General features: G+C 54.8%; 24 protein-coding genes and 1 riboswitch. Of the genes, 8 read left to right on the forward strand and 16 right to left on the reverse strand.

Features of this window, described 5'->3' with window-relative positions:
• Positions 1–27 precede the first annotated feature (27 nt).
• The 10 genes from ureG to ttdA all read right to left on the reverse strand — a co-directional run bounded on the left by ureG (position 28) and on the right by ttdA (position 8,101).
• Complete coding sequence (gene ureG / locus GUC46_RS03210; protein ID WP_003838095.1) at positions 28–645, reverse strand: urease accessory protein UreG; 618 nt, start codon at positions 643–645, stop codon at positions 28–30.
• A 9-nt stretch (positions 646–654) separates the two neighbouring features.
• Positions 655–1,326, reverse strand: coding sequence for an urease accessory protein UreF (locus tag GUC46_RS03215; protein ID WP_003838098.1), 672 nt, complete (start codon positions 1,324–1,326; stop codon positions 655–657).
• Entirely contained in the window at positions 1,326–1,784 is a 459-nt protein-coding gene (ureE, locus tag GUC46_RS03220) for an urease accessory protein UreE (RefSeq protein ID WP_003024684.1), read from the reverse strand. Before ureE ends, GUC46_RS03215 begins: the two co-directional genes overlap by 1 nt.
• Positions 1,785–1,793: 9 nt before the next feature.
• Entirely contained in the window at positions 1,794–3,497 is a 1,704-nt protein-coding gene (gene ureC / locus GUC46_RS03225; RefSeq protein WP_130715103.1) for an urease subunit alpha, read from the reverse strand.
• Positions 3,490–3,810, reverse strand: a complete 321-nt coding sequence (locus GUC46_RS03230) for an urease subunit beta (RefSeq protein WP_016150999.1) — start codon at positions 3,808–3,810, stop codon at positions 3,490–3,492. Before GUC46_RS03230 ends, ureC begins: the two co-directional genes overlap by 8 nt.
• A gap of 9 nt (positions 3,811–3,819) precedes the next feature.
• The gene (locus tag GUC46_RS03235) at positions 3,820–4,122 is read right to left on the reverse strand and encodes an urease subunit gamma (protein WP_003024678.1); all 303 of its coding nucleotides are present in this window, start codon (positions 4,120–4,122) and stop codon (positions 3,820–3,822) included.
• A gap of 10 nt (positions 4,123–4,132) precedes the next feature.
• A complete protein-coding gene (locus GUC46_RS03240; RefSeq protein WP_201743315.1) occupies positions 4,133–4,957 on the reverse strand; it encodes an urease accessory protein UreD in 825 nt (274 codons plus the stop codon).
• A gap of 121 nt (positions 4,958–5,078) precedes the next feature.
• A complete protein-coding gene (locus GUC46_RS03245; protein WP_130715105.1) occupies positions 5,079–6,542 on the reverse strand; it encodes an anion permease in 1,464 nt (487 codons plus the stop codon).
• A 48-nt stretch (positions 6,543–6,590) separates the two neighbouring features.
• Positions 6,591–7,196: a L(+)-tartrate dehydratase subunit beta gene (ttdB, locus tag GUC46_RS03250; RefSeq protein WP_044700904.1), complete on the reverse strand. Its 606-nt coding sequence runs from the start codon at positions 7,194–7,196 to the stop codon at positions 6,591–6,593.
• Positions 7,193–8,101, reverse strand: a complete 909-nt coding sequence (ttdA, locus tag GUC46_RS03255; protein WP_016150995.1) for a L(+)-tartrate dehydratase subunit alpha — start codon at positions 8,099–8,101, stop codon at positions 7,193–7,195. The genes ttdB and ttdA overlap by 4 nt, the downstream gene beginning before the upstream one ends.
• Positions 8,102–8,313: 212 nt before the next feature.
• On the opposite strand from ttdA, the gene GUC46_RS03260 reads away from it, so the two are divergent.
• The gene (locus tag GUC46_RS03260) at positions 8,314–9,255 is read left to right on the forward strand and encodes a LysR family transcriptional regulator (protein ID WP_061549549.1); all 942 of its coding nucleotides are present in this window, start codon (positions 8,314–8,316) and stop codon (positions 9,253–9,255) included.
• A gap of 31 nt (positions 9,256–9,286) precedes the next feature.
• Here GUC46_RS03260 and plsY read toward each other — a convergent pair whose 3' ends face one another.
• On the reverse strand, positions 9,287–9,904 hold the full coding sequence (gene plsY, locus GUC46_RS03265; RefSeq protein ID WP_003024662.1) for a glycerol-3-phosphate 1-O-acyltransferase PlsY: 618 nt from the start codon (positions 9,902–9,904) through the stop codon (positions 9,287–9,289).
• A 106-nt stretch (positions 9,905–10,010) separates the two neighbouring features.
• On the opposite strand from plsY, the gene folB reads away from it, so the two are divergent.
• Both folB and bacA read left to right on the forward strand, forming a co-directional pair.
• Positions 10,011–10,379 (forward strand): bifunctional dihydroneopterin aldolase/7,8-dihydroneopterin epimerase, encoded by a 369-nt coding sequence (gene folB / locus GUC46_RS03270; RefSeq protein ID WP_003838117.1) that lies wholly within the window; start codon positions 10,011–10,013, stop codon positions 10,377–10,379.
• An 86-nt stretch (positions 10,380–10,465) separates the two neighbouring features.
• A complete protein-coding gene (gene bacA / locus GUC46_RS03275; RefSeq protein WP_003846297.1) occupies positions 10,466–11,284 on the forward strand; it encodes an undecaprenyl-diphosphate phosphatase in 819 nt (272 codons plus the stop codon).
• A 97-nt stretch (positions 11,285–11,381) separates the two neighbouring features.
• On the opposite strand, the gene GUC46_RS03280 is transcribed toward bacA, so the two are convergent.
• Both GUC46_RS03280 and GUC46_RS03285 read right to left on the reverse strand, forming a co-directional pair.
• The gene (locus tag GUC46_RS03280) at positions 11,382–12,623 is read right to left on the reverse strand and encodes a multifunctional CCA addition/repair protein (protein WP_016150993.1); all 1,242 of its coding nucleotides are present in this window, start codon (positions 12,621–12,623) and stop codon (positions 11,382–11,384) included.
• Positions 12,624–12,684: 61 nt separating this feature from the next.
• Complete coding sequence (locus tag GUC46_RS03285) at positions 12,685–13,305, reverse strand: TIGR04211 family SH3 domain-containing protein (protein WP_003024650.1); 621 nt, start codon at positions 13,303–13,305, stop codon at positions 12,685–12,687.
• Between the two features lie 241 nt (positions 13,306–13,546).
• On the opposite strand from GUC46_RS03285, the gene GUC46_RS03290 reads away from it, so the two are divergent.
• The 3 genes from GUC46_RS03290 (at position 13,547) to hldE (ending at position 19,307) form a co-directional block, all read left to right on the forward strand.
• Positions 13,547–14,848: an inorganic triphosphatase gene (locus GUC46_RS03290; RefSeq protein WP_044700902.1), complete on the forward strand. Its 1,302-nt coding sequence runs from the start codon at positions 13,547–13,549 to the stop codon at positions 14,846–14,848.
• A gap of 125 nt (positions 14,849–14,973) precedes the next feature.
• Positions 14,974–17,814: a bifunctional [glutamate--ammonia ligase]-adenylyl-L-tyrosine phosphorylase/[glutamate--ammonia-ligase] adenylyltransferase gene (glnE, locus tag GUC46_RS03295; protein ID WP_130715106.1), complete on the forward strand. Its 2,841-nt coding sequence runs from the start codon at positions 14,974–14,976 to the stop codon at positions 17,812–17,814.
• 59 nt (positions 17,815–17,873) lie between these two features.
• Positions 17,874–19,307 (forward strand): bifunctional D-glycero-beta-D-manno-heptose-7-phosphate kinase/D-glycero-beta-D-manno-heptose 1-phosphate adenylyltransferase HldE, encoded by a 1,434-nt coding sequence (hldE, locus tag GUC46_RS03300; protein ID WP_003838125.1) that lies wholly within the window; start codon positions 17,874–17,876, stop codon positions 19,305–19,307.
• Positions 19,308–19,399: 92 nt separating this feature from the next.
• Here hldE and GUC46_RS03305 read toward each other — a convergent pair whose 3' ends face one another.
• Positions 19,400–21,067: a flotillin family protein gene (locus tag GUC46_RS03305; RefSeq protein ID WP_003838127.1), complete on the reverse strand. Its 1,668-nt coding sequence runs from the start codon at positions 21,065–21,067 to the stop codon at positions 19,400–19,402.
• 23 nt (positions 21,068–21,090) lie between these two features.
• Positions 21,091–21,720, reverse strand: coding sequence for an OB-fold-containig protein (locus GUC46_RS03310; RefSeq protein WP_044713705.1), 630 nt, complete (start codon positions 21,718–21,720; stop codon positions 21,091–21,093).
• A 260-nt stretch (positions 21,721–21,980) separates the two neighbouring features.
• On the opposite strand from GUC46_RS03310, the gene glgS reads away from it, so the two are divergent.
• Positions 21,981–22,187 (forward strand): cell surface composition regulator GlgS, encoded by a 207-nt coding sequence (gene glgS, locus GUC46_RS03315; protein WP_019077704.1) that lies wholly within the window; start codon positions 21,981–21,983, stop codon positions 22,185–22,187.
• Between the two features lie 32 nt (positions 22,188–22,219).
• Here glgS and ubiK read toward each other — a convergent pair whose 3' ends face one another.
• The gene (ubiK, locus tag GUC46_RS03320) at positions 22,220–22,516 is read right to left on the reverse strand and encodes a ubiquinone biosynthesis accessory factor UbiK (protein WP_003024618.1); all 297 of its coding nucleotides are present in this window, start codon (positions 22,514–22,516) and stop codon (positions 22,220–22,222) included.
• Between the two features lie 132 nt (positions 22,517–22,648).
• Positions 22,649–22,798: riboswitch (FMN riboswitch) on the forward strand.
• Between the two features lie 106 nt (positions 22,799–22,904).
• Here ubiK and ribB point away from each other — a divergent pair.
• Positions 22,905–23,558: a 3,4-dihydroxy-2-butanone-4-phosphate synthase gene (gene ribB, locus GUC46_RS03325; protein ID WP_003838130.1), complete on the forward strand. Its 654-nt coding sequence runs from the start codon at positions 22,905–22,907 to the stop codon at positions 23,556–23,558.
• The last annotated feature ends 12 nt before the right edge of the window (positions 23,559–23,570 follow it).

Raw genomic sequence — 23,570 nt, forward strand, 5'->3', positions numbered from 1 at the left:
GGTGGCGCACTGTTACCGGGCAAGACGCTACATCCGCAGCATTCCTTTCTCTTCCAGAAACGCGATAATTTTTTCCAGACCCTCTCCGGATTTTAAATTGCTGAACGTCCATGGACGCTCCCCGCGCATACGCAGGGTATCGCGTTCCATCACCTCCAACGAGGCGCCGACGTAGGGAGCCAGATCGGTTTTATTGATAACCAGAAAATCGGATTTAGTGATCCCCGGACCGCCTTTACGCGGGATCTTCTCGCCTTCGGCAACGTCGATCACATAGATCGTCAGATCCGCTAATTCCGGACTGAAGGTGGCGCTCAGGTTATCGCCACCGCTTTCCACAAAAATCAGATCCAGATTGCCGAATTTCTCGCTCAGCGCCTCTACGGCAGCCAGATTCATCGACGCATCTTCGCGGATGGCGGTATGCGGGCAGCCGCCGGTTTCCACACCGACGATCCGGTCTGGCTCCAGTGCGCCCGCCTCGGTGAGAATGCGCTGATCTTCTTTGGTGTAGATATCGTTGGTGACTACCGCCAGTTGATAGCTACTGCGCATGGCTTTGCATAACGCTTCCAGCAGCGCCGTTTTGCCGGAGCCGACCGGGCCGCCAACGCCCACACGCAGGGGATGCTTGTAGTTACTCATTTTTTCTCCTCAGGAGCGGAATAATCGGGAATATTGGGTTTCATGCCGGGCAGACGCGATAGCGGCCAACGGCGTTGCGGAGCCGAGACTGGCGTCAGGCGTCGCCAGCGCCTGTGCCAGACCCTGCGCATAGCGATCGCAGAGCGCAATAATCAAACGCTGGGCCGCCTGTTGTCCAAAAGGAACCAGCTTGACGCCAGCCATCACAGCGCTCTCAATCCAGCTGTAGCCGAGGCTTAACGCCAGTTCGGTCAGGGGAATTCTCCACTGCACGGCCAGCCAGGCCATGCCGCAGAGTTGGCTGTCGGCGAAGAGAGTGCGCCACTCTCGCGAGCAATCCGCCTCCCAGTCGGTGACCAGCCGCGTAAACGCCGCGCCCCGACTGCGTTCTTCATCCCGCAGTTCGCGGGTTTCCCGGCAGGCCAACAGGTAAGCGCTCCAGCGGCGTGCGGCGTCGAGATCGTCCTGCTCGCAGGCGCGATACAGTCTCGCCAGCAGCGGTAGGTCGACGGTAAAAAAGTTCTGCTCCATCTGCTGAATTTGCCAGGCAGAGAAGTCATCGACGCTTTTCACCCAGCCAATCTCCACCGCCCACTCCAGACCCTGGGACCAGGTAAACGACCCCACCGGGAGTGCGCTGCTGGCGAGCTGCATCAGACGCAGTTGTTGGGTGTTATGCATCAGTGCGCATGGCCGTGATGATGCCCGTGTGATTCACTGGCATAAGCGCCTGCTTCCGGTTCAAACGGTAGTTGAGCGAACGTCACCTCGAGGTTGAACTGGCGCAGCATGGCGTCCAGCACATGATCGTGGTGGTAGCGCAGCTCATCCGGCAGGATTTGCAGCGGAACGTGGCGATTGCCGAGGTGATAACAGGCTTTGGCGAGTAGGAAAGGATCGGCGCAGCGCACCACGGAAACCGACTCCGGCGCGGCGATCACTTCGATCACCTCGCTTCCATCGTCGGTGGTCAGCAGGTCGCCACCGCGTAACAGCAAACCGCGCGGTAGCATCAACCCGGCTTCGCGACCGTCGTTCAGCGCCACTCTGGCACGACTTTTTACTCGCATATCAATGGGTAGCGTGACGCTTGCGGTGACGCGGTGAGCGTGGTCAAGGCGTTGGGTCAGGTAGATCATCGTCACTCCTCAAAACAGAAAATAGCGTTGTGCCATCGGCAAAACGTTTGCCGGTTCGCTGGTAATCAGTTCGCCATCAATACGCACCTCGTAGGTCTGAGCATCGACGGTGATATTGGGTTGCAGGTCGTTGTGGATCATGTCGGCCTTTTTCACTGTTCTGCAGCCTTTAACGACGGCGATGGCGCTTTGCAGGTTGAGCTGCTGCGCGATGTTTTGCGTATCAGCGGCCTGCGAAATAAAGGTCAGCCGGGTGTGATGCCGCGCTGCGCCAAGTGCGCCGAACATCATGCGGTAATGCACCGGCTGTGGGGTAGGAATCGAGGCATTGATGTCGCCCATCGGCGCACAGACGATCATCCCGCCTTTAACGATCGTCGCTGGTTTTACGCCAAAGAAGGCCGGTGACCACAGCACCAGATCGGCCAGTTTGCCAGGCTCAACGGAGCCGACTTCATGGGCGATACCGTGGGTTAGCGCCGGATTGATGGTGTATTTGGCGACGTAGCGTTTAACGCGCAGGTTGTCGTTGTCACCGGATTCTTCTGCCAAAGGTCCACGCTGCGCCTTCATACGGTGTGCCACCTGCCAGGTGCGCAGGATCACTTCGCCCACGCGCCCCATTGCCTGCGAATCGGACGAGGTCAGGGAAAAGGCGCCAATGTCATGCAGCACATCTTCGGCAGCGATCGTTTCCCGGCGAATGCGTGATTCGGCAAAGGCCACGTCTTCGGCGATATCTGGATCGAGATGGTGGCAAACCATCAGCATGTCGAGATGCTCGTCGATGGTGTTGATGGTATAGGGCAGCGTCGGGTTCGTAGAGGAGGGCAGGATATTCGGATGCGCGCAGGCGGTGATGATATCCGGCGCATGACCACCGCCCGCGCCTTCGGTGTGAAAAGTATGAATGGTGCGATCGCCAATCGCCGCCAGCGTATCTTCCACGAAACCGGACTCATTGAGCGTGTCACTGTGCAGCGCGACCTGGATGTCCATCTCGTCGGCCACGGTCAGTGCGCAGTCAATAGCGGCGGGCGTGGCACCCCAGTCTTCATGGATTTTCAGGCCAATTGCGCCCGCGGTGATTTGCTCGCGCAAGGCGTCAGGATTTGAGCCGTTACCTTTGCCCAGTAAACCAATGTTAACCGGTAACGTGTCTGCCGCCTGCAGCATGCGTGCGATGTACCACGGACCCGGCGTACAGGTGGTGGCGTGAGTGCCCGCGGCCGGACCGGTGCCGCCGCCGATCATCGTTGTCACACCGGAAACCAGCGCCTCTTGCGCCTGCTGTGGGCAGATCCAGTGAATATGCGTATCCACGCCGCCTGCGGTGACGATCTTGCCTTCCCCGGCGATGACTTCAGTTCCCACGCCTATCGGGATCGTAACGTTGGGCTGAATATCGGGATTACCTGCCTTTCCGATGGCGAAGATCCTGCCGGCTTTGATACCAATATCCGCTTTCACGATCCCCCAGTGATCGACGATCAGCGCGTTGGTTATCACCAGATCCACACATGCATCGGCGCGCATTTGCCCCTGGCCCATGCCGTCGCGGATCACTTTTCCGCCGCCGAATTTGACCTCTTCACCGTAGGTGGTGAAGTCTTTTTCCACTTCGATCCACAGCTCGGTATCCGCCAGGCGCACTTTATCGCCAGTGGTTGGGCCAAACATGTCGGCGTACGCCTGCCGGGAAATGTCACTCATTATCTGCCTCCAGCGCGCCCATCACTTCGCTGCGAAAACCCACGATCCTTTGTGCGCCAGCAACGCGCACCAGTTCGACTTCGCGTTTTTGTCCTGGCTCAAAACGCACCGCTGTGCCCGCAGCAATGTTCAGACGAAAGCCGCGTGCGGCCAGCCTGTCAAAGCGCAGCGCCGGGTTCACTTCGAAAAAGTGATAGTGCGATCCCACCTGGATGGGCCTGTCGCCATGATTTTCCACCACGATCGTGCAGATCTCTCGCCCCTGATTAAGTGCGATACTGCCTTTTACGATCTGATATTCACCTGGGATCATTGTCGCTCCTTAGACGATCGGGTTGTGGACAGTGACCAGCTTCGATCCGTCCGGAAACGTGGCTTCAACCTGAATATCCGGGATCATTTCCGGTACGCCTTCCATCACCTGATCGCGGCGCAGGACGTGACGCCCGTCCTCCATCAGCGCGGCTACAGTTTGCCCGTCGCGCGCCCCTTCCATGATGAAAGCGCTAATCAGCGCCACCGATTCCGGGTAGTTCAGCTTCAGCCCGCGGGCCAGGCGACGTTCCGCCACCAGCGCGGCGGTAAACAGCAACAACTTATCTTTTTCTCTGGGGGTCAGTTCCATAAGGGTTCTCTTAGGTTTGCCAGATTCTCGGTAGTACAGGCGTTTTATGTGTCAGCAGCGGGCGCAAAAATTGCCAGATGTCACGCATAACGCGCTGAACAACCAGGTTGTCGTTAGCAAGAAAACGGATTGTCAGCAGCGAGTCGTTAAGCGTTGCCCCGGCGTAATCGCCAAGCGCCATAAGCCGCTCCCGCGTGCCCTCCAGCATGTGTTCGTTGGCCGGATAACACAGCAACGTGCCGACCCAGGGATGATGCGCGACGCTGCTCAGATTCCCCTCCTGCAATATCAAGCGTTCTATCAGCAGCGGCAGCCCATCTCGCCACACTTCCAGGCGATTTTGCAGCAGGCCGTGGCTGAAAGTTTCCTGCATAACCGGTCGGCCAAGACACAGCAGATCCCAGGCCAGCAGGCGACTTGCGGATGTCAGATGAAAGACGGTCTGAATAGCGGCGTTGGCGCCGGGAAAGAGGATCGTATCCTGCGGCAGCCACTCCAGCGTGGCGTGCGAGGCGAGGGTAAAATGCTGGCGCAGCAACGCTTGTGGCCCTCGACTGCGATAAAACTTGCCCGCGCCGGGCTGGGTGATTAACGCATGGCTGTTTTCGTCGAGTGTGACGGCAATATGAAGCTCATCCCCGCCAACGATCCCCGCAGGTGGATGCAGCAAATAGAGGTGGCAGACGTCCTCTTCCGGGTAAAACGGGCGCTGAACTGTCAATGGACCATGATGACGCGCCGAGGCGAGCACCGTTTTGTGCCCGGTGCAGGAAAAATGCAGTTCCAGTTCGGCCTGCCAGCCTCGTGTGAGTGTCTCGTGCGCAACCGTGTCCAGAGCGTTTCCCCTATCAGCATGAGGGTGTTTGCATACAAAAAAGTATGCCTCAGCGCATCGGGAAATCGATCATATGAGAAGCTTATGGATTAAGGGGCGACAATATGCCGCCCAAGGGAGATTACAGTAAAACGAGGGGCATCCAGATCAGACCGGTGATCACCAGCAGCACGAGGAAAATCAGGCCAAAAATAGCGCCGAGTCGCCAGTAATCCACCGTTGGCAAATAACCGCTGCCGTAGTAGATAGGGCTAGGACCGGTGGCGTACGGGGTCAGAATGCTGCCCAGGCCAATGGCGGCGCCGACCATCAGGCAGAAGACCGGTAGCGGGATTTCCGGCATTGCCAGCGCGGCGGCAATCATCATCGGCGCGAGGGCAGAGGTATACGCCGTGGCGCTGGCAAAGAAGTAGCGCAGCAGATAGAACACCACGATCAGCGCCACCATCACCATCATCGGCGAATAGCCGCTCAGTCCTCCCGCCAGCAGCTTGCCGAACCAGGTAATAAAACCGGTGTTATTGAGCCCGGTGGCGAGCGTTATCAGCGAGGCCAGCCAGAAAAAGACGTTCCATGCGGCTTTATTGCTGACGATGTCATCCCAGCTAATGATGCGTAGTACCAGCATCAACGCCACCACGCTGTATCCGACCATTGCGGCGTCAATGTAGTCGCCGCCGAAGATCCACAGCACCAGCGCGCCGACCATCAGTGCCAGCATCTTTTTCTCGCGAGCGCAGAGCGGTCCCATCTCTTTTAGCTCTGTATCCGCCCAACGTGGAACCTGATCGCCGGATTTCAGTACCGGTGGATACAGCACGTACGCCAGCCACGGCACGATCAGCACCAGTAAAATGCTCAGCGGCAGCATGCCTAAGAACCAGTCGCCCCAGCTCAGCGCGGTGTGGGACGCGCCTTTCATCAGGCCGATCAACAGCAGATTCGGTGCCATCGCCGTTAAGAAAATAGCGCTGGTAACGCAGTCAGCGACAATGCCCATCCACATGATGTACGAGCCAATGGAGCGTGAACTGGCGCTATTGGGCTGCGAGTTATACAGCGGCGGCAGGTTGCGGATAATTGGGTAGATTATTCCGGCTCCGCGCGCGGAGTTGGAAGGCGTGACGGGAGCGAGGATAAGTTCGGAGAACATCACCGCATAGCCGAGAAATAACGTCCGGTGCCCCATCTTTTTCACCAGCATCAGCGCGATTCGCCGACCAAGGCCGGTTTTCTCATAGCCAGTACCAAACATAAAGGCCGCGAAGATCAGCCAGATGACCGAGTTTGAGAATCCAGATACCGCCCACGACAGCGATTTGGCAGTAAATTTAAAACCGTCCTGCGCGAGTTGCTCCGGACTGAACAGCAGCCACGGTGAAAGGACGGCGATGATCGAAATGCCAATCATCGCCACCACCGCGCCCGGTACAGGTTCCAGAATAAGCCCGACAATCACACCGGTAAAGACGGCAAAATAGAGCCAGGTGTGACTCTCAAGACCGGTGGGGACGGGCAGAACAGCAATAATGGCGATGACCACCAGCGGAGCCAGGTATCGCCACCAACCAGCTAAAGGTGCCATTGTTGTATCCCTGCGAAGAGGGAGAGGCGTTATGCCCCTCCGGGAGGGTTATTTGATGTAGTGCACGTGCTCGCAGATTTCTTCGACGATAGGATCGCGACGTTCAGCGAACAGCTTTTTGTTTTCGGCGATCAGGTTGTTGCCGTGGGTGTCGATGGACACAATCAGCGGGCCGAACTCTTTGACCCGACACACCCACAGGGATTCCGGCATGCCCAGCTCCGTCCAGTGCACTTCTTCAATCTCTTCAACCTGAGTAGCCGCCAGTACGGCGCAACCTGCCGGGAAGATCACATGCAGTGCTTTAAACTGCTTGCAGCCTTCTTCTGTCAACGGTCCCATACCGCCTTTACCGACCACCAGTTTGACGCCGGTCTGCTCGATGAACTCTTTCTCGAAGGCTTCCATACGCATACTCGTGGTTGGACCGACGGAGACCATCTCCCATTTTTCACCGTTTTTACGGACGATCGGGCCCGCATGGAAAATGGCTTTGCCGTTCAGGTCATAAGGAATCGGGCGCTTCAGTTCGATCAGGCGGCGGTGGCAAACGTCACGGCAAGTCACCAGCGTACCGGTCAGGTAAATGACATCGCCAACGCGAATGTCTGCCAGATCTTCGGCTTTGATCGGGGTTGTGAGGATCTTTTTCATAACGCGCTCCGGGTGTGAGACAGGTTTTCGAAGGAGAGGTCGGCATGAACCAACAGCGTGCCGCGACGATGCGCCCAGCAGCCGGTAGAGACGGCAACGCCGATAGTCGACGGGTGGCGCGCGGCGGATTCGATATGTACGCCCATCACTGAGCTATTCCCGGTCAACCCTTGCGGCCCAATGCCCAGACGGTTAAGTCCTTCTTCCAGGCGCAGTTCCAGTTCTGCCGCTTTTGGGTTTGGATGGCGTGATCCGATTGGGCGCAGCACCGCTTTACGAGAAAGCACGGCAGCGGTTTCTACAGAGGTGGCAATACCTACGCCCACCAGCACCGGAGGACAGGCGTTAACTGCCAGCGTGGAGATATTTTCGAAGACAAATTTCACCACGCCTTCGTAGCCTTCAGAAGGCATTAACACTTTCGAGCGCCCCGGCAGCGTACAGCCGCCGCCTGCCATGTAGACTTCTATTTCCGCGTCATCGTTATCAGGGATGATGTCCCATGTGACCCACGGCACACCGGTACCGGTATTTTTTCCGGTATTCACTTCGTCAAAAATCTCAACCGCGTTATGGCGCAGCGGCGCTTTTACCGTGGCATCTTCAACAGCCTGTTTCAGAATGCTTTGCAGTTCGCCAAGTAGCGGAAAACGGGAACCGACCTTCACGAAGAACATAATCTCCCCGGTGTCCTGACAGGCTGGGCGGTTCAGGTCGATAGCTTTCTGCATGTTGTCAAACATGGTGTGGTAGATGATTTTACCCATCGGCGAGGTTTCGCCTTCACGCAGCTGTTTTAATTTATCCACAACATCGTCAGGCATGCGGGTAGAAATCATGGCGGTAAAGTCGGCGACAATGTTCGTCAGCGTAGTTATCGCATGTTGGTTATTTTGATTGCTCATATTATTAACTCCAGTTCTTTTATTTGTCTGGAAATAAATTCTCCGCCACAAACTACCACTAAAAATGTGGTTTTATATTATTTGGCACTGTGAATATCTAATTAACAGTTCGTGAATGATGTCCAGATAAGGCAATAAAAATTGCGCCAGGGCAGGGTTTAATACGTATGGGAGAATTACACTGCGGTTAATCACATTACGGATTACCGATCATGCTGAATACGTATCCCCTGGCGAAAGACCTACAGGTGCTGGTTGAAATTGTTCATAGCGGCAGCTTTAGCGCCGCCGCTGCGACGCTGGGCCAGACGCCAGCGTTTGTGACGAAGCGCATTCAGATCCTCGAGTCCACGCTAGGGGCTACGTTGCTAAGCCGCTCGGCGCGCGGCGTGGCGCTAACGGAGAGTGGTCAACGTTGCTATGAACATGCGCAGGCGATCCTCGCAGGTTATCAACATCTGGTCGATGACGTTACGCAACTCAAAACGCGTCCGGCAGGGATGATTCGTATCGGCTGTAGCTTTGGTTTTGGGCGCAGTTATATTGCACCGGCAATTACAGAATTGATGCACAGCTATCCTGAATTACAGGTACATTTTGAACTTTACGATCGGCAAATTGATTTGGCGCAGGATAATATCGATTTGGATATTCGTATCAATGATGAAATTCCTGACTATTATATTGCTCATTTGTTAACGAGAAATAAAAGGATATTATGCGCAGCACCGACGTATTTACAAAAATACGGTGAGCCGACCACGTTACAGGAATTAATTCGGCATGATTGTCTGGTCACCAAAGAACGGGATATGACTCACGGGGTGTGGGAACTGGATAACGGTCAGGAGAAAAAGTCGGTTAAGGTGGCGGGACATCTTTCTTCTAACAGCGGTGAGATTGTGCTGCAGTGGGCGCTACAGGGAAAAGGGATCATGCTGCGTTCTGAATGGGACGTACAACCGTTTCTGGCCAGCGGTGAACTGGAGCGGGTGCTGCCGGACTATGCGCAGAGCGCTAATATCTGGGCGGTTTATCAGGAGCCGCTGTATCGCAGCGTGAAGCTTCGCGTGTGCGTGGAGTTTCTGGCGACGTGGTGTCAGAACCGATTAGGCAAACCGGTGGAGGGGTATCACATCCCCGAGGCCGGATAAGACGCCGACGCGTCGCTATCCGACAATAAAATCACTCGGGGTCTTTTTCGCGTTTTTTCTTTAGCTTGGTCCAGATCTTCGGCTCCTGACGACGCCACAGACGCTGAATGTTGTCATGGTGACGAAGCAGAATTAAGCACGACAACATGGACACCGGGAAAGTGAACTGGGGATTGAACCACCAGACGTAAAAAGGGGCGATCAGCGCACTGACGATAGCGCCTAACGACGAGTAGCCGCTTAACAGGACGGTTAGTAGCCAGGTTCCGGCCATCACGCCGGTTAAGTCCCAGCCAATCGGCGCAATTGCGCCAAAGGCGGTGGCAACGCCTTTTCCACCTTTAAAGCCGAAAAATACCGGCCAAATGTGTCCCAGACAGGCGGCGATTGCAATCAATCCCAGCCAGAAGGGGCTGACGCCTAGCGCATAGGCACCCCAGACGGGTAACATACCTTTCAGGACGTCGAAAATCAGTACCGCGACGGCGGCTCCCTTGCCACCGATGCGCAGCACGTTTGTCGCGCCCGGATTCCCAGAGCCGCTGTCGCGCGGGTCCGGCAATCCAGCAAGGCGGCATACCAGAATAGCACTGGAAATTGAGCCACAGAGGTACGCGAAGATAATCATTCCAGGCGCGATTGCACTCATAAGCTGTTCCGTTTTGAAAATGTCGTGTAAAACGCTACTTCTGTGGATAATACGCATATTTCGCCGGAAGTGGTATCCGGGTTAGCCAAAAAGCAGGCAGGTCGTGATGGATATTGTATTTATAGAGCAACTTTCTGTAATCACCACTATTGGTGTTTACGACTGGGAACAAACGATCGAACAACGGTTGGTGTTCGATATCGAAATGGCATGGGATAACCGCAAATCAGCTAAAAGCGATGATGTGGCTGATTGCCTGAGCTATGCTGATATTGCTCAAACGGTTGTTAATCATGTGGAAGGTGGGCGTTTTGCGCTGGTAGAACGTGTAGCGGAAGAGGTGGCGGATTTGCTACTTAACCGCTTTAATTCACCGTGGGTGCGGATCAAACTCAGCAAACCTGGCGCGGTAGCCCGTGCGGCAAACGTCGGGGTCGTCATTGAGCGTGGCAATAATCTGAAAGAAAATAATTAATTTAATAATTTCTAAATCAAACGGGTATAAAAGAGTCCTTTCGTCGGCTCTTTTTTGCCGTGTTTTCTCTATCTAGGGGTTTATTAATGAGTGATATGCACTCGCTGCTGGTGGCGGCAATTTTGGGTGTGGTCGAAGGATTGACGGAATTTTTACCCGTTTCCAGTACCGGCCATATGATTATTGTTGGCCACCTGTTGGGTTTTGAGGGTGATACCGCAAAAACATTCGAGGTGGTGATCCAATTGGGGTCTATTCTGGCAGTGGTGGTGATGTTCTGGCGACGTTTGTTTGGCCTGATCGGCATTCACTTCGGCAAGGCCCCGCATGAAGGTACTGGCAAAGGTCGACTGACGCTGGGGCATATCCTGTTGGGGATGATTCCGGCGGTTGTACTGGGACTGGTGTTCCACGACACCATCAAGTCGCTGTTTAACCCGATCAACGTGATGTATGCGCTGGTGGTGGGTGGTGTACTGCTGATTGCCGCAGAATGCCTGAAGCCGAAAGAGCCGCGCGCGCCGGGTCTGGATGATATGACCTATCGCCAGGCGTTTATGATTGGCTGTTTTCAGTGTCTCGCGCTGTGGCCGGGTTTTTCTCGCTCAGGGGCGACGATTTCTGGCGGTATGCTGATGGGCGTGAGCCGTTATGCGGCTTCTGAGTTTTCATTCCTGCTGGCGGTGCCGATGATGATGGGCGCGACGGCGCTGGATCTCTACAAGAGCTGGTCGTTCCTTAGCGCATCAGATATCCCAATGTTTGCAGTCGGTTTTGTGACGGCGTTTATCGTGGCGCTGGTCGCGATCAAAACCTTCCTGCAGCTGATTAAGCGTATCTCGTTCATTCCGTTTGCGATTTACCGCTTTGTTGTGGCGGCTGCCGTCTATGTGGTTTTTTTCTGATCGCCACTAAATGCCGGATGGCGCTGCGCTTATCCGGCCTACGGGCGTAATATGTAGGCCGGATAAGGCATTTATGCCGCCATCCGGCAACGTCAGTTTAATGGGCAGGTTTAGGACACCGCTTCTCCTTCCAGTTGGCCACCGCCGCAATGCGACGCCGGGTCAGTTCTTCACGAATTGCCTGACCTTTGAATCCCGCTTCCACGACATCTTTCGTGGGAACCGCCTGTGCAACCAGCCAGGCTTCACGCAACAGCCTGCCTTGCGGGTAATCCGCCGCTTCAAAACCGGTTCGCCCACGCACGTCGGCCTCGCTGGTGAGGGCGATTTGCTCCACGCGCTGCGGTTTGCGCCATGCATCGATGGAATCAAACAGCTTAACGATGGTTTTCGGTTGCAGGATCGGGAAGGTATGAATCAGGTCGTGGAACTCGGCCACCAGTTTGGCTAAATCACGGATGTCATTCGGCACGCGCAGGCGCTGACACAGTTGCTCGACCAGCTTAACACCCGCCGGACCGTGGCCATGATGGCGCGGCCATAGCGCTTTAGGCGTTAATGCTTTGCCAAGATCGTGGCACAGCGTGGCAAAACGCACGTCGACCTCCGGGCTTAACATGGCTGCCATCGACAGCGTCATCAGCGTGTGAATACCGGTATCAATTTCCGGGTGCCACTGCGCGGGCGCGGGAACGCCGAACAGAGCATCCACTTCAGGAAACAGAACGTGCAGTGCGCCGCAGTCGCGCAGGACCTGAAAAAATACCTGTGGGTTGCGGGTGGTTAAGGCGCTTTCCGTTTCTTTCCACACGCGCTCTGGCGTCAAGTGTTCCAGCTCGCCAGCGGCGTTCATATCGCGCATCAGCGTCATGGTTTCGTCGGCAATACGAAAGCCAAGGTGCGCATAGCGGGCAGCAAAGCGCGCTACGCGCAGCACGCGCAGTGGATCTTCGCTAAAAGCCGGGGAAACATGACGCAGCAGGCGGTTTTCCAGATCATCGCGTCCGTTATACGGGTCGATAATCTCCCCGTTGTCATCGCGGGCCATTGCGTTGATGGTCAGGTCGCGTCGCTGAAGATCGGCCTCCAGCGTCACATCTGGCGCGGCGTAGCAGGTGAATCCGGTATATCCCGAACCTGATTTGCGTTCAGTACGCGCCAACGCATACTCTTCCCGGGTTTGCGGATGCAGAAACACGGGAAAATCGCGGCCTACCTGTTGGTAACCCGCGTCGAGCATTCCTTGCGGCGTGGCGCCGACAACGACCCAATCTTTATCTTTAATCGGTAGCCCTAATAACGCATCCCGAACAGCACCACCGACCAGATAAATCTTCACGCCACTTTCCTTTTGAAAAAAACATTCCTTAATCATATGTCAGTGTGGCGGAGAAGGCGATTCAGTTCATCCAGCGATCTTTGCGTTTACGGCTTGGGATCATGTGTGGCAGAACCAGACCGAGCAGCAGACCAAGACCCAGCACGCCGCCGCCATACATAAACCATTGCATGATGATAGTACGCTGCTTGTCATCAAGCTGAAGGTTGGCTGCGCTCACCTTCTTTTGCGCCACGATAAGTTCGTTCTTCAGCTTCTGGTTTTCTTGTTTCAGCCCGTCAATCACGCTGTCGCTCTGCGCTACCTTTTGCTGCATGTCGGCGGTACGCTGATTCCATGTGGTATCGATATTATTGAGCTTATCGGTCAAGATCTTAACCTGGTTTTCCAGGTCGGGAACGCGGGTACGCAGGCTCGGCGTACTGTTCAGCTCTTTCAGTGGGATCCAGGCGGTACGTCCGGTGCTGTCTTTCACCTGGGCGTAATTAGTATTGGCATCGGTCTGTAATAGCGTGACTTCCTCGCCGGCGTTAACCGTACCCACGAGGCGATAATTATCTCCCGGACCGCTGCGGACCCAGGTGTTCAGTTCGTCAGAGACATAGCGCTTTTCTTCGGCATGAGAGACTGCAGTGGCGCTAAGTGCGAGTAAAGTTAATCCAATCAGGCGTAATTTTGGCATCAGGCTGTCGTTATTGTCATAGAAAGTGGAACGATAGTAGTGGCATCAGTGTCTCTACGCAAAGCATTCGACATCAATCGGAATCATCTGTGTCCTTTTTGCCACCACTCGAAACTTTTACGCCCGTCAAATTGCTCGTTGCATGGCAATTTGGCGCAAAATACTATCTACTGACCATAAAGAACGAACTTAGTTCGCAGTCAGTTTTCTCAACTGTGACATAACCCATAAGTACAAGACCATGGCCCAGGAAATCGAATTAAAATTTATCGTTAATAGTGACGCTGTCGATGCGCTACGTGAACGTCTGAATACGCTGGGGGGAGAGCATCATGCACCCAGCCAGTTGCTGAATATTTACTACGAAACGCCGGATGCGTGGTTGCGTGGTCACGATATGGGGCTGCGTATTCGCGGTGAAAACGGTCATTACGAAATGACCATGAAAATCGCCGGACGCGTAACGGGCGGCCTGCATCAGCGACCGGAGTTTAACGTTGCGCTGGACGCGCCTGAGCTGGATCTCGCCTTGTTCCCAACGGAAGTCTGGCCTGATGGCAAACTGCCCGCTGAACTTGCTTCTCAAGTGCAGCCGTTGTTCAGCACCGATTTTTTCCGTGAGAAATGGTTGGTTGATGTTGATGGCAGCCGGATTGAAATGGCCCTCGATGTGGGGGAAGTGAAAGCGGGCGAGTTTGCAGAACCTATCTGTGAGCTTGAACTTGAACTGCTAAGCGGCGATACCCGTGCGGTACTGAAGCTGGCAAACCAGCTGGTTTCGCAAACCGGTTTACGCCAGGGCAGTTTGAGCAAAGCCGCGCGCGGTTATCATTTGGCCCTGGGGAATGCGCCGCGCGAACTCAAACCGACGCGGATTTTGAAGGTTCCGGCGAAGGCGAGCATTGAGCAGGGATTGGAAGCGGCGCTGGAGCTGGCATTATCACAGTGGCAGTACCACGAAGAGCTGTGGGTACGCGGCGTTAAAGGGGCGAAAGCCGAGGTGCTGGCGGCAATGGGGCTGGTGCGTCACATTCTGATGTTGTTTGGCGGTAATGTGCCACGAAAAGCGAGCGCTCACTTACGTGATTTACTGACCCAATCGGAAGCGATCATTGCGTCGGACGTTTCTGCTATTTCGGCGGTTTACAGTACGCAAACGGCAATGGCCAAGCTGGCGCTGACCGAATGGCTGGTGACCAAAGGATGGCAGCCGTTCCTGGATGCGAAGGCGCAGGGCAAAATTGCCGACTCCTTTAAGCGCTTCTCTGATACCCATCTTTCACGCCATGCCGCTGAGCTGAAAACCGCTTTTGCGCAGCCGTTGGGCGATCAGTACGCCGATCAGCTTCCACGTTTGACGCGTAACATTGATAGCATGCTGATGCTGGCGGGATACTACGACGAAAATGTCGCATCAGAATGGATCGCTACTTGGCAGGGCTTACGTCGCGCCATTGCGGCCAACCAATATATTGAAATTGAACACTTCCGCAACGAGGCGATCGCGCTGGAACCGTTCTGGCTGCACAGCGGAAAACGATAATCAGGGCCGAGGCCGGGATGCCTGATGGCGCTGCGCTTATCAGGCCTACGCGATGTGTGTAACTGTCATGTAGGTCGGATAAGGCGAAAAGACGCATCCGGCACCATTCAAAGGATAACCCGTAAATGAAGCAGCTCTCTTCACCGTTACAGCAGTACTGGCCGACCGTTGTTGAGCGGCTGCCAGCAGCAATATCTGAGTCCTCGCTTAGCGTTCAGGCGAAGTCAGTACTTACATTCAGTGATTTTGTCCGTGACAGCATTATTGCCCATCCCGAATGGCTGGCTGAGCTGGAAAGCACTCCACCCCTGGCGGATGAATGGCAACACTATGCCAACTGGTTACAGCAAGCATTGGCTGACGTTAGTGACGAACACACACTGATGCGTGAGTTACGCCTGTTTCGCCGTCGCATTATGGTGCGTATCGCCTGGGCACAGACGCTGTCGCTGGTGACCGAAGAGAGTATTTTGCAGCAGCTAAGTCATCTGGCTGAAACGTTGATCGTCGCCGCGCGCGACTGGTTGTACGCAGCCTGCTGTCGCGAATGGGGAACGCCGTGTAATCCTGAAGGTGTGGCGCAGCCGCTGCTGATTTTAGGCATGGGGAAACTGGGCGGCGGCGAGCTGAATTTTTCCTCCGATATCGACCTGATTTTTGCCTGGCCGGAACACGGCAGCACACAGGGTGGGCGTCGCGAGCTGGATAACGCGCAGTTCTTTACCCGTATGGGCCAGCGGCTTATCAAAGTGCTGGATCAGCCCACAATGGATGGGTTTGTCTATCGGGTGGATATGCGTTTACGCCCGTTTGGCGACAGCGGCCCGCTGGTGCTGAGCTTCTCCGCGCTGGAGGATTATTACCAGGAACAAGGGCGCGACTGGGAACGCTATGCGATGGTTAAAGCCCGCATTATGGGCGATGCCGACGGTACATACGTCAGCGAGCTTCGTGCCATGCTGAGGCCTTTTGTCTTCCGTCGCTATATTGATTTCAGCGTGATCCAGTCGCTGCGTAACATGAAAGGGATGATTGCGCGTGAAGTACGCCGTCGTGGCCTGAAAGACAACATCAAGCTGGGGGCGGGCGGCATTCGTGAAATCGAATTTATCGTGCAGGTATTCCAGCTGATTCGCGGTGGGCGCGAGCCATCGCTGCAATCCCGCTCGCTGTTACCGACGCTTAGCGCCATCAATGCGCTGCACTTGCTTTCTGATACCGACGCGGAACAACTGCGCGCAGCCTATCTCTATTTACGCCGCCTGGAAAACCTGCTGCAAAGTATCAATGATGAGCAGACCCAGACGCTGCCGGGTGATGAACTGAATCGCGCGCGGCTGGCGTGGGGGATGAACGTTGATGACTGGCAGCAGTTAACCGATGTGCTGACCAATCATATGGACAATGTGCGCCGGGTCTTCAACGAGCTGATTGGCGATGACGAAGCTGAAACCCAGGAAGAGTCGCTCTCAGAACAGTGGCGCGAATTGTGGCAGGACGCCTTACAGGAAGATGACACCACGCCAGTGCTGACGCATCTGGCGGATGACGATCGGCGGCGCGTGCTGTCTCTGATTGCTGATTTCCGCAAAGAGCTGGATAAACGCACTATTGGCCCACGCGGACGACAGGTGCTGGATCATTTAATGCCGCATCTGCTGAGCGATGTCTGTACGCGTGACGACGCCTCAGTCCCGCTGTCACGCATTACCCCGCTGCTGGTGGGTATTGTGACCCGCACGACCTATCTGGAACTGCTGAGCGAATTCCCCGGGGCGCTGAAGCATTTGATTTCGCTCTGTGCGGCCTCGCCGATGGTCGCCAGCCAGCTGGCGCGGTATCCGTTGTTGCTCGATGAACTGTTGGATCCGAATACCCTGTATCAACCTACCGCGACGGACGCCTACCGTGATGAGCTGCGCCAGTATTTGCTGCGTGTGCCGGAAGATGACGAAGAGCAGCAACTGGAGGCACTGCGCCAGTTTAAGCAAACGCAGCTACTGCGTATTGCCGCGGCTGATATCGCCGGTACGCTGCCGGTGATGAAGGTGAGCGACCATTTAACCTGGCTGGCGGAAGCGATTATTGATGCGGTAGTCCAGCAGGCGTGGACGCAGATGGTTGCTCGCTACGGCCAACCTACCCATCTTGGCGAACGTGAGGGGCGCGGTTTTGCCGTCGTCGGCTATGGCAAACTGGGTGGCTGGGAACTGGGTTACAGTTCGGATCTTGATTTGATCTTCCTGCATGATTGCCCGATGGACGTGATGACGGACGGTGAGCGTGAGATTGACGGGCGACAGTTCTATCTGCGTCTGTCGCAGCGCATTATGCACCTTTTCAGCACCCGCACCTCGTCCGGTATTTTGTACGAAGTGGATGCGCGTCTGCGTCCATCCGGCGCGGCGGGAATGCTGGTGACATCAACCGACGCTTTCGCCGATTACCAGCGCAACGAAGCCTGGACGTGGGAGCATCAGGCGCTGGTGCGTGCTCGTGTGGTATATGGTGACCCGCAGTTGACCTCTCAGTTTGATGCGATTCGTCGCGATATCATGACCCTCGTCCGTGATGGGAAAACCTTGCAGACCGATGTGCGTGAAATGCGTGAGAAAATGCGCGCCCATTTGGGCAATAAGCATCGGGATCGTTTTGATATTAAAGCGGATGAGGGTGGCATCACAGACATTGAGTTTATTACGCAGTATCTGGTGTTGCGCTATGCGCATGAAAAACCGAAGCTGACGCGCTGGTCGGATAATGTGCGCATTCTGGAATTACTGGCGCAAAACGACATTATGGACGAGCAGGAAGCGCTGGCGCTTACCCGTGCTTATACGACGTTGCGTGATGAACTTCACCATCTTGCGTTGCAGGAACTTCCGGGCCATGTGGCGCTGGAGCACTTTGACGCTGAACGTACGCTAGTGCGTGACAGCTGGCAGAAGTGGCTGGTTGCCGAGTGAAGTGTGCTATTATCGCGCGCAAATTTTAAGACCCTCAGAGAATCTCTCAGGAGACAGGAATGAAAGTAACGCTGCCAGAGTTTGAACGTGCAGGAGTCATGGTTGTCGGTGATGTGATGCTGGATCGCTACTGGTACGGCCCTACCAGCCGTATTTCACCTGAAGCGCCGGTTCCGGTGGTGAAGGTCGATACCATCGAAGAACGTCCCGGTGGCGCAGCAAACGTGGCGATGAACATTGCCTCTCTGGGCGCAAATTCCCGTCTGGTGGGTTTGACCGGTATCGACGACGCGGCGCGTGCGCTGAGCAAAACGCTGGCGGATGTGAACGTAAAATGCGACTTCGTTTCCGTGCCGACACATCCGACAATCACCAAACTGCGCGTGCTTTCCCGCAACCAGCAGTTGATTCGTCTGGATTTTGAAGAAGGTTTTGAAGGCGTGGATCCGCAGCCGCTGCACGAGCGTATTAATCAGGCGCTGGGTTCTATTGGCGCTCTGGTGCTTTCCGACTACGCCAAAGGCGCGCTGGCAAGCGTGCAGCAGATGATTGCGTTGGCGCGTAAGGCTGGCGTGCCGGTACTTATCGATCCGAAAGGGACCGATTTTGAACGTTACCGCGGCGCAACGCTGCTAACGCCGAACTTGTCTGAGTTTGAAGCGGTAGTGGGTAAATGCAAAAGCGAAGATGAACTGGTTGAGCGCGGCATGAAATTGATTGCTGATTTCGACCTTTCCGCACTGCTGATTACCCGTTCAGAACAGGGGATGACGTTGCTGCAACCGGGCAAATCGCCACTGCATATGCCGACGCAGGCGCAGGAAGTGTATGACGTGACCGGTGCGGGCGATACGGTAATCGGCGTGCTGGCGGCGACGCTGGCGGCGGGTAACACACTGGAAGAGGCGTGCTATTTTGCCAACGCTGCAGCCGGTGTTGTGGTTGGTAAACTGGGAACCTCCACCGTTTCTCCGATTGAACTGGAAAACGCGGTGCGTGGTCGGGCTGATACTGGTTTTGGCGTGATGAGCGAATCTGAGCTGAAACAGGCCGTTGCCAGCGCCCGCAAGCGCGGTGAGAAAGTGGTGATGACTAACGGCGTGTTTGACATCCTGCATGCGGGCCACGTTTCCTATCTGGCAAATGCGCGCAAGCTGGGCGATCGCCTGATCGTGGCGGTAAACAGCGATGCGTCGACCAAACGTCTGAAAGGCGAAACGCGTCCGGTCAACCCGCTGGAACAGCGCATGATCGTGCTGGGCGCGCTGGAATCCGTCGACTGGGTGGTCTCTTTTGAAGAAGATACACCGCAGCGTCTGATCGCCGGCATCCTGCCGGATCTGCTGGTCAAAGGCGGTGACTATAAGCCAGAAGATATTGCGGGCAGCAAAGAGGTATGGGCGAACGGCGGTGAAGTGCTGGTGCTGAACTTCGAAGATGGCTGCTCAACGACCAATATCATCAAGAAGATCCAGAAAGACAGCGATAAATAACAATTGGAATGTTTGTCGGATGGCGGTGCCCGGCCTACGAGGTTGTAGGCCGGATAAAACGCGTAAGCGTTGCCATCCGGCATTTCTGTTTCTTATTCTTCAGTCGTTTTCTCAACAGGCTGTGGACTGTTTTTCAGCGGATCGGCCAGTGCCGACAGCGAACCGCCGGACAAACCAATTTCATTTAACAGCGAGTCAATCAGCGGCGCTTGTGTACGATAGGCAAGGGCGGCGGATAATGCCTGCTCAGCCAGATTCCCTCCGGTTACGTTACCTGCGGTCACTTCACCGACGGCGCCGCCACGATTCAGACCATCAACCTGGATAATCTTGATCCCATCGATAGACTTCATTGGCTCAACGGATTTCTCAATGACTGCTGGCAGGGACTGCAGCAGGGCCAGCTTAAATTTCAGACTGGTCTGTTCGTCGGAAAGCACGTTGATGGCATCGTTCAGCGCACGCTGGGCTTCGGCTTCCGCCAGACCTTTTTTCCGCGTGGCTTCGGCCAGTTCAACAATTGCTGCCGCCTGCAATTCTGCGGCTTCTTTTTCCGCTTTTGCCCGGACGGTCAGTTCAACCGCCTGAGTTTCTGCATCCTGCGCTGCGGCAATCAACGCCACCTGTTTGGCTCGATCCGCTTCTGCGGTCTGGCGGGTGGTTTCTACGTTCTGCTGGGCGCGAACCGCTTCGGCTAGCGCATCGTTAGCGCGTGCTTCAGCCTGAGACTGCTGTTCGGACTTGGCGGCAATGGCGATAGATTTTGTCTGATTAGCAATCTCCGTTACCTGCTGTTGTTCGATTTCTTTAATGCGAACTTCACGCTCGGCCTCGACTTTTCTGGATCGCACCGCCTGTTCGCGCTCGATTTCTGTTTCCTGAATCTGGCGTTCGGCAAGAATGCGCGTCTGCTCAGCTTCACGATGACGTTCGGCTTCGAAGGCGGCAATTTTGGCGTTTTGCTCGGCCGTGCGGGTCTTCACCTGTTGCTCCTGCTCGAGCGTCATGAAGGCTTCCTGCTGTTCGATTTCCAGCTTGCGTGCCAGCGCATCACGGTTTTTCTCACGAACGGCAACTTCTACGTCCTGCTCGACTTCGTTACGTTCGCGACGACGGCGTTCTGTTTCCTGGGTCAGCTTGGTCAGACCCTCGGCATCAAAGGCGTTATTCGGGTTGAAATGGACTTTTTCGGTCTGGTTAAAGTTGGTGAGTGAAACGCTCTCCAGTTCCAGGCCGTTTTTGGACAGGTCTTCCGCGACGGTATTTTGTACGCCCTGAACGAAGTTTTCACGCGTATCCTGCAGTTCATGCATGGTCATCTGCGACGCAGTGGCACGTAGGGCATCAACAAACTTATCTTCTATTAGCACACGTAAATCCTCTGGTGACAGCGTCCGCTGTCCCAGCGTCTGTGCGGCGGTAGCAATCCCTTCAACAGACGGTTTTACACGCACGAAAAAGGCGACGACGACATCCACGCGCATACGGTCTTTGGTGATGAGACTGTCGACAGTTGAACGGCTCACCTCAAGTTTGAGGGTGTTCATGTTGATAGGAATAATTTCGTGGAAGATAGGCATGACAATTGCGCCGCCGCTCATTACCACTTTTTGTCCACCAAGGCCGGTACGCACAAACGCCTGTTCAGCAGATGCGCGGCGATACAGGCGGGCAAAAATAATCCCGATAATTACTAAGACGACCACCGCCACAATGGCGGTAAACATCCATGAAGGTAACATGCCAAAAACATCATCCATCTATAAGATCCCTCTGTATAAAATTATAAAACAGTCGGCCAGGGGTTTAGCTCGGCCAGGTAACGCGTTGCGGAGAGTCGGCAGATAATCAGCACCTTGTCTCCTTTTTTGAATTCTTTGCCCGCTTCAGGCTCCAGCAGCACATAGTGAGTCTGCCCGAACTTATCGGTAAATTTGCCTTCGCAGGGGGTTCCGGCACTTGCGGAATGTCCGGTAATAATCGCCATGCTGCCGATAAATTCATCTTCAGCGAGGGCGGTGGTTTCATCCCGCGGCAGCCAGGGAGCAATGATTTTTCCGCTGTAATGCACGGCGAAGACGGCAAGAATAAAACTCACCGGAGCAAGCAGCAGGTTGCTGAGCGGTGCTTGCCACAGCGTGACCCAGCCATGCTGAAGGAGGATACCGAAGAGTCCAAAGAAGCCAGCGAGTAAACACAGCACGATCAGTGCCGGGATCCGCCCGATATTGAGATAGTGAAGCGCCTGGCCGATATTGCCGGAAGTCAGGGCATCGTAATGTTCGAGGTGAGCATCAAGCGCACCTGAAAGAAAATGGCCAAAAATAAGAGAGATGATTTCCAGTAGACCAATCAACAGTACAAATGAAATAGCAAACAGGTAGGGGCTGTTGTAATCCGTGAATAATGCCAAGTTGTTTCCTCCTGTTACTGCGTTCCCTGTCCGTGTCAAAAGTAATGGTTTTACCTCTTACTTTTACATGACGTTACAATAACATGCGTTACCCTGGTCTTTAATCCGAAAAGGGGCTCATCCCCCTCTTAGATTTCGTAGGAAACTGTGAAGCAGGCGGTTTTTTTGCGCACAATATGTACAGAATAACTTCGTATCCAGGGAAATACTGAAATTAGAAAAAGCATATGGCCTTAGCAGATATTCAATAACTGGAGGGTATGCTCATGAACAGCAATATGTATTCAATGAACAATTTCGATTTCCTGGCCCGTAGTTTTGCCAGAATGCAGGCTGAGGGCCATCCCGTTGATATCCAGGCGATAACCGGGAACATGGATGAAGAACATCGAAGCTGGTTTTGCAAACGCTATGCGCTGTACTGCCAGCAGGCGACGGAAGCCAGGAAGCTAGAACTGGAACACTAACAGAAAAACGGGCCTTGCGGCCCGTTGTCGTTTTACTCTTGCGGATCGACTGACGGGATCGCGGGGGCAGGTTTAACTTCTGCCGTTTTTTCACGCGATTCCAGCTCAGTCAGACGTTGCTCAAGCAGCGCCAGCTTTTCACGTGTGCGCAATAAAACCTGAGTCTGTACATCGAATTCTTCACGGCTTACCAGATCCAGACGGGTCAGCTGTGACTGCAGCGTTTGACGAATTTTCTTCTCGACGTCTTCGCCAAACTCGCGGATCCCTTTCGGCATCGACTCGTGAACCTGACGAGCAATCTGCTCAATTTTTTTCGGGTCAATCATTGTGGTTTCCCTGAACTGGTACGTGTTGCTGCCTATTGTAGTGCGAACTGGCACAGGCATAAACCAGAATTGTGTGAAGCTAAGACGAGTAAAGGCGTTGATGAAGGTAATCAATAGCGTTATAGTTAACCCGCTTATTCTCAGGGCGGGGCGAAATTCCCCACCGGCGGTAAATCAACTGATGTTGAAAGCCCGCGAGCGCTTTTTGTTACGGCAAAAAGGTCAGCAGATCCGGTGTAATTCCGGGGCCGACGGTTAGAGTCCGGATGGGAGAGAGTAACGATCCAGTCGGGCATGGACCCGCTCACGTTATTTTTTTGCCGCTTAGACGGTACTCCTAAGACTGCCCTGATTCTGGTAACCATAATTTTAGTGAGGTTTTTTTACCATGAATCAGACGCTACTTTCCTCTTTTGGTACGGCTTTCGAACGTGTTGAACATGCGCTGTCTGCGCTGCGTGAAGGACGCGGTGTGATGGTGCTTGACGATGAAGATCGCGAAAACGAAGGCGATATGATTTTCCCGGCAGAGACCATGACCGTAGAACAGATGGCGCTGACCATCCGTCACGGTAGCGGTATTGTATGCCTGTGCATCACTGAAGACCGACGCAAACAGCTCGATCTGCCAATGATGGTGGAAAATAATACCAGCGCTTACGGCACCGGTTTTACCGTGACCATTGAAGCAGCAGAGGGCGTGACCACCGGTGTTTCCGCTGCGGACCGTGTGACTACGGTGCGTGCGGCAATTAAGGATGGCGCCAAACCTTCCGATCTTAACCGTCCGGGGCACGTTTTCCCGCTGCGTGCTCAGGCTGGCGGCGTGTTGACCCGCGGTGGTCATACTGAAGCGACCATCGACCTGATGACGCTGGCAGGGTTTAAACCGGCAGGCGTGCTGTGCGAACTGACCAACGACGATGGCACCATGGCGCGTGCGCCAGAGTGCATCGAATTTGCCGGCAAGCATAATATGGCGGTGGTGACTATCGAAGACCTGGTGGCTTACCGTCAGGCGCACGAGCGCAAAGCCAGCTAATCGTACAGTGCC

The organism is Citrobacter sp. LUTT5, assembly GCF_009905315.1.
GTDB lineage: Bacteria > Pseudomonadota > Gammaproteobacteria > Enterobacterales > Enterobacteriaceae > Citrobacter > Citrobacter freundii.